This is a genomic window from Morganella psychrotolerans (genome assembly GCF_965118875.1).
Classification (GTDB): domain Bacteria; phylum Pseudomonadota; class Gammaproteobacteria; order Enterobacterales; family Enterobacteriaceae; genus Morganella; species Morganella psychrotolerans_C.
In genome coordinates this window covers 44,558-55,303 of record NZ_CBCPJD010000019.1, presented here as the reverse complement: position 1 = coordinate 55,303, position 10,746 = coordinate 44,558, and the positions used below count along the sequence as shown (strand labels likewise).

The window sequence follows — 10,746 nt, the reverse complement described above, 5'->3', positions numbered from 1 at the left end:
GGCTGGCTGAGTGCGGCCAACAAACCTGCAGTTTGAATGAATAAGGGTATGTACCCAACGTCATTCAAGATGCAGGAAGGCGGCAAGGGAGGACAGACGGGGAGCATACATTAGTATGTGACCAGGCTGGCTGAGTGCGGCCAACAAACCTGCAGTTTGAATGAATAAGGGTATATTCAGGCATTACAGCGCCGTGCCATGGTAACAGATGAGAGATTATACAGTGGAGTGCCCAGCAGATAGTGGTCATATACCGTCAGACCCGGTGTCTTATCTTTTTCCATCGCATAATATTCAACCGGCAAAATAAAAGACAACAATAATAACGAAAGCCCTGCATTACGGATAACACGGCGGGGGAATACGCTGCTTAACAGATGAACAACACCGAAATAAGCCACTGACACAATAATAAAAAAGCTGGTAATACCGATATTGCCGGCCAGTGCATCTCCGGCAGGCAATGTATATTCCTGACGGAGCAGAGCCGGAAGATCAGCAATATATTGTGCTCCCGCCTCCCGGCGGAAAAAAGCAGATGCCGATAAATTCAATCCCCACAATAATGTCAGTACGCCGACAAGTACTTTTCCCCAGCGATAGCGGTAAAGATACATATTTGCCAACAGTAACAATGCGCCCATTACCGCAATTTTAACATTGTACTCTGCGCCCAGCCCGCCGGTTAATACCGCCGGTGCCAGTGCAATAATCACAATCAGAAAAACAGAAAAAAACAGATGCATAAATTAACTTTTAAGTAACATAAATAAGCGAAACGCAGTTAATCATTAACAACCGGATAAAACAAGTAAAAGGAGGAAAGAAAAATGCGATCCCCTGACCGGAAACCGCACTCTATAATACTCTAAATAATTCCGGATACCTGTAGGCGACAAGCTCCGACAGGCATCCTGAAGTATGACGAGTATAGTTTATCAGTGTGACTTACCCTGCTCGATACCAAGACCAATTTGTGAGCGGATAAACTGCGCTTCAAAGCGGCTTCGCTCTCCCTGCGCCTGTAATGAATTATCAGTTACAGAGACCAGCCAAGAGACGAAAAAGGCAACAGTCATAGAAAAAAGAGCTGGATATTCATACGGATAAATGGCTTTTTCATGACCCAGAATGCCGACCCAGATTGTCGGTCCCAGGATCATCAGAATCACGGCAGTTAATAATCCTAGCCAGCCACCCGCCAGTGCGCCACGGGTTGTAAGGCGTTTCCAGTACATGGACAACAGGATGATCGGGAAGTTACAGCTTGCGGCAATCGAGAAAGCCAGCCCAACCATAAAGGCAATATTCTGTTTTTCAAACAAAATACCCAGCCCGATAGCCACTATCCCCAGAATAACCACCGTGATTTTTGAGACTTTCAGCTCATCTCGTTCATTCGCTTTACCATCTTTGATAGCACAGGCATATAAATCATGGGAAACCGCTGAAGCGCCCGCCAGTGTCAGCCCGGCGACTACAGCCAGTATCGTGGCAAACGCGACGGCTGAAATAAAGCCGAGGAACAGGTTTCCGCCGACGGCATCCGCCAGATGCACTGCCGCCATATTTGTACCGCCAATCAGCGCACCTGCGGCATCTTTAAATGCAGGGTTCGGGCTGACCAGCAAAATAGCCCCGAAGCCGATAATAAAGGTCAGAATATAGAAGTAACCGATAAACCCGGTGGCGTAAAACACACTTTTACGTGCCTCTTTGGCATCACTTACCGTGAAGAAACGCATGATAATATGCGGCAACCCGGCGGTTCCGAACATCAGTGCCAGTCCGAGAGAAAGTGCCGAAATAGGATCAGAGACCAATCCGCCCGGGCTCATAATCGCCAACCCGTTCTTATGTACCGCCACGGCATCTTTAAACAAGGTGTTAAAATTGAAATCAACGGCTTTCATTACCATCAGCGCCATAAAACTGGCACCGGCAAGCAACAGAACGGCTTTGATGATTTGTACCCATGTCGTTGCCAGCATGCCGCCGAACAGGACATAGAACACCATCAGTATCCCGACAAGAACAACAGCAATGATGTAATCCAGCCCGAACAGCAGCTCAATCAACTTACCCGCGCCCACCATCTGCGCAATCAGATAAAGCGCCACCACCACCAGAGAGCCGCTGGCAGACAGCACCCGGATTGGGCGTGCTTTCAGACGGTAAGACACCACATCCGCAAACGTATACCGCCCGAGGTTACGCAGCCGCTCTGCGATCAGAAACAGGATTATCGGCCAGCCTATCAGAAAGCCGATAGAGTAAATCAATCCGTCATAGCCGGATGTATAGACCAGCGCAGAGATCCCGAGGAAAGAGGCCGCAGACATAAAGTCACCGGCGATAGCCAGCGCATTCTGAAACCCGGTAATTTTCCCGCCTGCGGTGTAATAATCCGCCCGTGAACTGGTACGTTTTGATGCCCAGTAAGTGATGTAGAGTGTCAGGCCGACAAACGCCACAAACATCATAATTGCCTGATAGTTAACAGGCTGGCGTTCAACCGGCCCGCTTATCGCATCGGCATAGCTGAGAAACGGAAGTGAAGCCAGCAGAGCAGACATTCTCTTGGTCATGACTTCACCTCATTTAAAATTTCGGCTGTCAGGCGATCAAATTCACCATTTGCCCGGACCGTATAAATTCCTGTCAGAACAAAGGCGCTGATAATCAGCCCGACCCCTACCGGTATTCCGCGGGTGATAGTCAAACCTTCACTAATTGGCGTACCCAGCCATTGCGGATCAAACGCAATCAGAATAATAAAACTGACATACAGTACGAGAGTAATGATGGACAGCGTCCATGAGAAACGACTGCGCTTTCTGATCAGTTCCTGAAAGCGAGGGTTATTCTCCACCTTTAAATAAATGGATTCACTCATTGAGGATACTCCTCTTTTATTGTGAGTTGTGTCAGTGCCGCATTGAACAGCACTGACAGAGGTTATATACCCTTATTCATTCAAACTGCAGGTTCGTTGGCTTCACCCCGCCCGCCTGCATCCTGAATGACGTTGGGTATTGTACTAACTCATTTTGATGGCCTGCTTTTCTTCGAGCAGTTTTTCGACCACGCCCGGGTCGGCCAGTGTTGATACATCGCCTAAGTTACCGGTGTCCCCGGTGGCGATTTTACGAAGGATACGGCGCATGATTTTACCGGAACGCGTTTTAGGCAGAGAGTCTGTCCAGTGGAGGATATCCGGCGTGGCAATCGGGCCGATTTCTTTACGCACCCAGTTGCGCACCTCAGCATACAATTCCGGGGTCGGCTCCTCGCCGTGATTGAGTGTGACATAGGCATAAATTGCCTGCCCTTTGATATTGTGGGGAACCCCGACAACAGCGGCCTCGGCAATTTTCGGGTGTGAAACCAGCGCGGATTCCACTTCTGCGGTTCCCAGACGGTGACCGGAGATATTCAGCACATCATCGACACGCCCGGTTATCCAGTAATAACCATCTTCATCGCGGCGCGTACCGTCACCGGCAAAATACATTCCCTTAAACGCAGAGAAGTAGGTTTGTTCAAACCGCTCATGATCACCAAACAGTGTCCGCGCCTGACCCGGCCAGGAATCAAGAATCACCAGGTTTCCTTCCGTTTCACCAGTGAGAATTTCGCCCTGGTTATCCACCAGCGCGGGCTGAACACCAAAAAACGGCACAGTTGCTGAACCGGGTTTGAGTTCAATTGCACCGGGCATTGCGCCTATCATGCAGGCACCGGTTTCAGTCTGCCACCAGGTATCGACTATCGGGCAGCGGCTGTCGCCGATGGTTTTGTAATACCACTCCCAGGCTTCCGGGTTAATCGGCTCGCCTACAGAGCCCATAATGCGCAGTGATTTGCGGGATGTACCCTCGATCGCTTTAATACCTTCCGCCATCAGGGCGCGGATAGCGGTCGGAGCGGTATACAGAATATTAATCTGATGTTTATCAACAATCTGGCACATCCGGTTCACTTTCGGATAGTTCGGCACACCTTCGAACATCACGGTTTTAGCCCCGTTGGAAAGCGGTCCGTAAACCAGGTAAGTATGTCCGGTGACCCAGCCCACATCGGCGGTACACCAGAAGACCTCATCACCATGATAATCAAAGATATATTTAAATGTCAGCGTCGCATAAACCAGATAACCGCCCGTGGTATGTAATACCCCTTTCGGCTTGCCGGTAGACCCGGAGGTATAAAGAATAAAAAGCGGATCTTCCGCATTCATCTCTTGTGGCGGGCACTCTGCACTGACCCCGTCAATCGCCTCGTGCCACCAGATATCGCGACCTTTTTTCCATTCCACCGGATTACCGGTACGACGGAAAACAATGACATTACCTACAGTCGTCACACCAGGGTTTTTCAGCCCGTCATCGACATTTTGCTTAAGTGGTATCGTCCGCCCGGCACGCAGACCTTCATCAGCGGTGATCACCATTTTTGCCCCGGAATCAATCACCCGTCCGGAAACAGCTTCCGGCGAGAATCCGGCAAAAATAACGGAGTGCACAGCACCAATACGCGCACAAGCCAGCATTGCAACAGCGGCCTCCGGCACCATCGGCATATAAATCGCGACCACATCGCCTTTGCTGATTCCGTTTTGTTTCAGCACATTGGCGAACTGACAGACATCATGGTGCAACTCACGGTATGTGATGTAACGGGATTCATCCGGGTTGTCTCCTTCCCAGATAATCGCGGTTTTATCGCCCCGCTCCGCCAGATGGCGATCAAGACAGTTAACACTCAGATTCAGTGTGCCGTCTTCAAACCATTTAATACTCACATGTCCCGGATCAAAGGAGGTATTTTTAACCCGTGTATAGGGTTTTATCCAGTCAACAACCTGCCCCTTCTCACGCCAGAAGCCGTCAGGGTCCTGAACTGACCGCTGATACTCTTCCAGATACTGCTGATGATTGATGAGCGCATTTTTTTCAATTTCTTCGGGTACAGGATATTTCATTATTTTTGTCATGGTGAGTCTCCTCTCAATTGTTAATGCTATGTCAAATTCACGTTAAATAAAGTTGCCTATTCACTTTTGTTTCTTTTTTGCGCGAAAGATCACGAATTAAACGGACTGAGACTTGCAGCGTTATCATTTGATGCGGAAACCTGTACCGGTACAAAATATCAGACAGTAATACAGACTTGGTTTTTAACATTATAATGTTAAAGTTTATCAACAGTTTTAACTAATATACGACAGTAAACTAACGAATTAAAAGAGCCCGTACAGATCACGCGGGTTTGATAATCATTTTCATTACCATCTGATCCATTATACTGTTCCTCTTGTTCACACATGATGTGGACGGTTCGGTCAATTACTGGAGTTATAATTATGAGCTATGTATTACCTGCATTACCGTATGCTTACGACGCGTTAGAGCCTCATTTCGACAAAATGACAATGGAAATTCACCATACCAAACATCATCAGACGTATGTGAATAACACCAATACCGCACTCGAAGCATTCCCTGACATGACCGGTCTTGATATTGATGACCTGATCACGCAACTCGATAAATTCCCTGCGGACAAGCGCACCTTTATCCGTAATAACGCCGGTGGTCATTCAAACCACAGCATGTTCTGGAAAGGTCTGAAAACCGGCACAATGCTACAGGGCGACCTGAAAGCCGCTATTGAACGCGATTTCGGCAGCATCGACGCGTTTCAGGCTGAGTTTGAAAAAGCAGCTGCAACCCGTTTCGGCTCCGGCTGGGCATGGCTGGTACTGAAAGACGGCAAACTGGCGGTGGTATCCACGGCAAACCAGGACAGCCCGCTGATGGGTGAAGCTATTTCCGGTACATCCGGTTACCCGATTGTGGGTCTGGATGTGTGGGAACACGCTTACTATCTGAAATTCCAGAACCGCCGTCCTGACTACATTAAAGCCTTCTGGTCTGTCGTTAACTGGGACGAAGCAGCCGCCCGTTTTGCCTCTGCAAAATAAGTCCTGCTGATAATTATTGTTTCTGTGTGCCGGCGTCCGCCGGCACATATTTTTCTTCCCCGCTTTCGATTATGATAACTGCCTTACTGAATACGGAGGCGGCATGGCATATACACCTTTAGTTTTTACCGGCACCATCAGAGAAACAGCCCGTTGCGGACGCAGCGCCATCGAAAAACGTCAGACAGACGGTATTATTGCACTGGACTCAACCGGGCTTGCCGGTGATGAACAGGCAGAAAAAGCCTTTCACGGCGGACCTGATCGCGCATTGTGCCATTATCCGCGTGAGCATTACGACTACTGGAAAATGATGTATCCGGAGATTGAAGAGCGCTTTGTCGCACCCTTTTTCGGTGAAAATATATCCACAGTGGGTATGACTGAAGAAACCGTATTCATCGGTGATATTTATCAGTGGGGCAGCGCCTTTATTCAGGTCACACAGCCGCGTTCGCCGTGCTACAAACTGAATCCGCTGACAGATGTTACTGATTTTGCACAGGTCATGCAGGATACCGGTCGCACCGGCTGGCTGTACCGGGTTATCGGGAAAGGGGATGTGAGTAGCCAGAAGCCGCTAAGCCTGCTGACCCGCACCAGTGCTGTTTCTGTCAGAGAGGCGGTAGCTATCGCGTTTCATCTGCCGTTTGATGAAACAGAATACCGCCATCTGCTGCATGCGCCCGGTTTATCCGCCAGTTGGACACTGACGATGCAGCGCCGCCTGGCGACCGGGAAAATTGAAGATTTTAACCGCCGGTTACTTGGTTTTGCCGGACCGTCCGGCTGAGAAAGCGCATCTGTTGCCGATCAATTTCCACTATTTTCTGTCTGCCCAGTACAAAAACGGGCAAACCAGTCAGATTGTGCCGCCACATCTGCCGGTGACCCCTGCGCACAAATCTGCCCTTCAGCCATCACAATGACATGATCAGCACGGCGCGCCAGCTCCGGGCTGTGGGTAACTATAATCCGTATTCCCGCCCATTCCGTCAGTGTATCAATCACACGTTTACGGCTTAATACATCCAGACTTGCTGTCGGTTCATCCAGCAGCAGCACGGAAGGCTGCGCCAGTAAGGCTCTTGCAAGACACAGACGCTGTTTCTGCCCGCCGGAGAAACGATCCCCCTGCTCCCCGGTATCCTCATCCAGCTGAGCGGCTGTGATAGTCAGACCTAGTGCGTACAGTTGCGCAATCACCGCATTATCATCCGGTTGTGTGGCGCCCTGAAGCAATGACCAGCGCAGTGTGCCGCGCAACAGGTGCGAAGATTGAGTGACTAACTGACGAACAGATGCCAGCGCGGTTTCAGACAGCATGGTCACCGGCATGTCACCGTAATTCACCACGCCGCTTTGCGGATCAGCGGTTCGTGCCAGCAGATGCAGTAATGTGGTTTTACCTGCACCTGATGATCCGGTAATAACCGTCAGCCGGTTTTCCGGACAGACAAAAGAGACATTGTGCAGCAGCTGTTTGCCCTCTTCTGATACCAGGCTCAGATTGTCTGCCGTAATAGTCAGTGAAGAGGGACCACGGCTCTGTTCCGGGGAGTGGCGGGTTTTCCCGCTGAGTTCCCGGTTGATCGCATTCAGTGCCGCTCCCGCCTGGCGTAGTGCCTGGTCAATATGAGAAAGCTGATGCAGCGGCTCAATAAACCGGGCAATTAATACCATCACCGCCAGCCAGCCACTCAGTGCCACCGTACCACCGGAAACCTGTAACGCGCCCCACACCAGAACCACGATAAACAGCAGCTGGATCAACAGACTGAACAGCAGATGGTACGGCAGACTGCGACGCAAAACCTGTACCTGTGATTGTTGTTGCGCAGACAAAGTCTGTTCAAGCTGCTGTGCGGTATCACTCAGCTGTTCGCTTTTGCGCAATAACGCCTGATGACGGGCAAAATCACCCAGCGCCTGCGCAGCATCTGTCCGCGCACTGATAAGCTGCGTTTCAGCCCGGTTCAGGCGCACCGCACTCAAACGTAATGCAGCAATGAGGATCAGCGCCGTTGCGGCAAACAGAGCTGCCAGACCCGGATGATAAAACAGTAAACCGGTGATAATCGTCAGCGGCATTACTATGGTGCCGACCAGAGGCGCAAGCAGATGCGCAGGAATGCCCATCGCCTGCATAACCGCACCTGACAAGAGTCCTTGCGCATGATTATCACGTGATAAACGGCGGGGAATATGACTGACCAGCGCTTTCGTCAGCCGGTGCATCAGGTTGCTTCCGGCAAAAAATCCGCGTTGCAGAGCGATATACTGTACCAGCAGAGTAATAACTGTCGCGATCCCCAGTTGCCACAGCGCCGGAGCCGGATCATGCTGCCAGGTCAGGATCACCGGGATCAGCAATAATCCGCAAATTCCGTCCAGTACGGCACTCAGTATCATCAGAAGCACTGTGCCTTTCATGGAAAAAACAATATTTATCAGTGGATTAGCCTTCATGGGGAATCTCCTGCTGCCGCGCAAAGTTCCGGTAAGCCGGGCATTGCGCCAGCAACTCATCATGTGTGCCGGTTGCCGCAACAGAGCCCTCCGCCATAAACACCAGCCGATCCGCCTGGCGTGCCAGCACAAGATCATGCGTGACAATCACCCGGGTGCCTGTACCACCGGTCAGTGCAGCAAAAATATGTACGGCATTATCCGGATCCAGTGCCGATGTGGGTTCATCTGCCAGCAGCAGAGGACTTTGCGCAATCAGCGCCCGTGCAATTGCCAGCCGCTGTGCCTCGCCACCGGAAAGGTGAACATCCTGTCCGGTTACCGCATCCATCCCTTTCTCCTGCGCGGCAATCACACTGTCAAAACGGGCGGCTGCCACCGCTTGCCGCACCTGCTGAGGAGATGCCTGCGGATTAAACAGCATCAGGTTATCGCGCAGGGTGCCGGGCAGCGGTTCACTGTTTTGCATCACGACAGTCACCAGCTGATTCAGTCCGTGCCGCGACCAGACGGACAGCGGCTGTCCCGCCAGGGTGATCATACCGCCGGACGGGTCCATAAACCGCGCAATCAGACGCAGCAGAGAGCTTTTCCCGGCACCAGACGGGCCGACAATGGCAATGCATTCACCCGCCGCCACCGTCAGGCTGACATTATTGAGGATCGGCAGACTGTTTTCTTCCCGGTCCGGGTACAGGGTCAGATTCTGCACTGTCAGCGGCACCGCCTCCGGTAAGGGCGCGTTGCCGTCATATTGCCTCTCTCCGTACTGCATCTGTGGGTGTGCCAGTAACTGACGGATACGCGCGGACGCAGATAACGCCGCCTGTAATGCATCAGCACCATGCCCCATGGCGGTTACCGGTTCGGCAATATTGCGCAGCAACAAAATAAACAGCACCAGGTCAGCAGGGGACAATGTCTGCCCGATCAGCACAGTACACAGCAGCAGCCAGCCGGTCAGTAATACAGAGCTGAGAAACACCTGCGCCATCGCACCGGGACGCCCGATTTTGGTGACCCAATGGTGAAAAACCGAGGTGAAATGCAGCAGTGCCAGTTCTGTTTTGCGCAAAATTCCGCGTCCGGGAAATTGCTGCGCAACAAGCGGATTTTCGGCAAGGGTGCGGTAATCTTCAAATAAGGTGCGTAACGAGCTGTCGCGCTGAGAAAAAATGTCACGGTAGCGGTCTGAGCGCATAAGCCGGAAACATAAAAATGCACCGATTGGCGGCAGGAGTGATAAAACCAGAAGAAGAGGATTAATCATCAGCAACAGCAGTGCCGCCAGTAACGGAACCAGGATCAGACGAACAAGGTCAGCCGGCGCGTGTGCCACCAGCTGATGTAAAGCATTGATATCCTGCTGAACATAGTGCTCCACACCGGCGCGACCCTGCTGCACAAACCAGTTAAGCGGCAGATTGCGCATCTTATCTGAGAGCTGCAGGCGAAGACCGTGACTGCACCGGGCATCCATGATATGGGTGATATGAAATGCCAGTGTCTGAGCTGCCAGCCAGACCACGCCGCCCGCAGCAGCGACAGCCAGCCAACCGTTATAGCTGTCCGGATAAAAGCTGACCCACTGATGAAGCGCCAGCCAGGGAAGTAATGATGCAATACCGGCAATACCCTGAAAGATAAGTGCCGTAACAAGTAAAGAGTGAAAAGGGCGCAACAGCGCCCGCAGATCGTGATACATAATGTTCTCCGCAGTTCTCTGCGGAGAGTATCGGAGTGCCGGTTATATCACCAGCGGAAATCCTTTCGTCTGCGCGGCTATTTCTTTCGGTTTACGGACAGCCTCAGCAATTGAAACGGTATTTTCGCAAGTCACTCAGGGGAGAGTTGTAAGAGTGTGTAATACCGTGTGTCCCCGCTTTAAACCGGCTCTGTAATGTGTAATTATCTCTGCCCGCTGCAATAATTACAGCGGGTGAATCAATCGTCTTAAACAGGAGGCAAGGATGAAATACCTGATAATGCTGCTGGTGCTCTCTGCCATAGCAGGCACTGTATCTGCCGCAGAAAAGCCGCAGGAAGATCGGCTTGAAGTGTATATGGATAATGCAGAGACCTGCATACATTTCGCCGGTGAATGGGACAATACCCTGCCGGAGGATCATAAAAAAGAGATCCGCAAAGCAATGGATGAAACCTGTCCTGCGGCTAAGAAAGATCAGGAATTGTTGCGGGAACAGTACCGGAACGACCCGGACATGCTGGCAAAAATTAATGAATTTGACCTCGGGCAGTGATCCGGTCAGATAGAAAAAAACCTTCCGGTA

9 protein-coding genes are annotated in these 10,746 nt (G+C 51.2%); 3 read left to right on the top strand and 6 right to left on the bottom strand.

The window, feature by feature from the left end:
* Positions 1-176: 176 nt before the first annotated feature.
* From ACMHKJ_RS16580 to acs, 4 genes are all read right to left on the bottom strand, one after another.
* The gene (locus ACMHKJ_RS16580) at positions 177-746 is read right to left on the bottom strand and encodes a hypothetical protein (protein WP_413495634.1); all 570 of its coding nucleotides are present in this window, start codon (positions 744-746) and stop codon (positions 177-179) included.
* A gap of 192 nt (positions 747-938) precedes the next feature.
* A complete protein-coding gene (locus tag ACMHKJ_RS16575) occupies positions 939-2,588 on the bottom strand; it encodes a cation acetate symporter (protein WP_413495632.1) in 1,650 nt (549 codons plus the stop codon).
* Positions 2,585-2,896, bottom strand: a complete 312-nt coding sequence (locus ACMHKJ_RS16570) for a DUF485 domain-containing protein (protein ID WP_413495630.1) — start codon at positions 2,894-2,896, stop codon at positions 2,585-2,587. Before ACMHKJ_RS16570 ends, ACMHKJ_RS16575 begins: the two co-directional genes overlap by 4 nt.
* A 144-nt stretch (positions 2,897-3,040) precedes the next feature.
* Positions 3,041-4,996: an acetate--CoA ligase gene (gene acs / locus ACMHKJ_RS16565; RefSeq protein WP_413495628.1), complete on the bottom strand. Its 1,956-nt coding sequence runs from the start codon at positions 4,994-4,996 to the stop codon at positions 3,041-3,043.
* 369 nt (positions 4,997-5,365) lie between these two features.
* On the opposite strand from acs, the gene sodA reads away from it, so the two are divergent.
* Positions 5,366-5,986: a superoxide dismutase [Mn] gene (sodA, locus tag ACMHKJ_RS16560; protein WP_067425807.1), complete on the top strand. Its 621-nt coding sequence runs from the start codon at positions 5,366-5,368 to the stop codon at positions 5,984-5,986.
* 103 nt (positions 5,987-6,089) lie between these two features.
* Complete coding sequence (gene yiiM, locus ACMHKJ_RS16555) at positions 6,090-6,779, top strand: 6-hydroxyaminopurine reductase (protein WP_413495626.1); 690 nt, start codon at positions 6,090-6,092, stop codon at positions 6,777-6,779.
* A gap of 20 nt (positions 6,780-6,799) precedes the next feature.
* On the opposite strand, the gene ACMHKJ_RS16550 is transcribed toward yiiM, so the two are convergent.
* Positions 6,800-8,455, bottom strand: coding sequence for an ATP-binding cassette domain-containing protein (locus ACMHKJ_RS16550; protein ID WP_413495624.1), 1,656 nt, complete (start codon positions 8,453-8,455; stop codon positions 6,800-6,802).
* The gene (locus ACMHKJ_RS16545; protein WP_413495622.1) at positions 8,445-10,160 is read right to left on the bottom strand and encodes an ABC transporter ATP-binding protein; all 1,716 of its coding nucleotides are present in this window, start codon (positions 10,158-10,160) and stop codon (positions 8,445-8,447) included. Before ACMHKJ_RS16545 ends, ACMHKJ_RS16550 begins: the two co-directional genes overlap by 11 nt.
* Before the next feature lie 265 nt (positions 10,161-10,425).
* Between ACMHKJ_RS16545 and ACMHKJ_RS16540 the strand changes: the two genes are divergently transcribed.
* On the top strand, positions 10,426-10,716 hold the full coding sequence (locus ACMHKJ_RS16540) for a hypothetical protein (protein WP_413495620.1): 291 nt from the start codon (positions 10,426-10,428) through the stop codon (positions 10,714-10,716).
* Positions 10,717-10,746 lie beyond the last annotated feature (30 nt).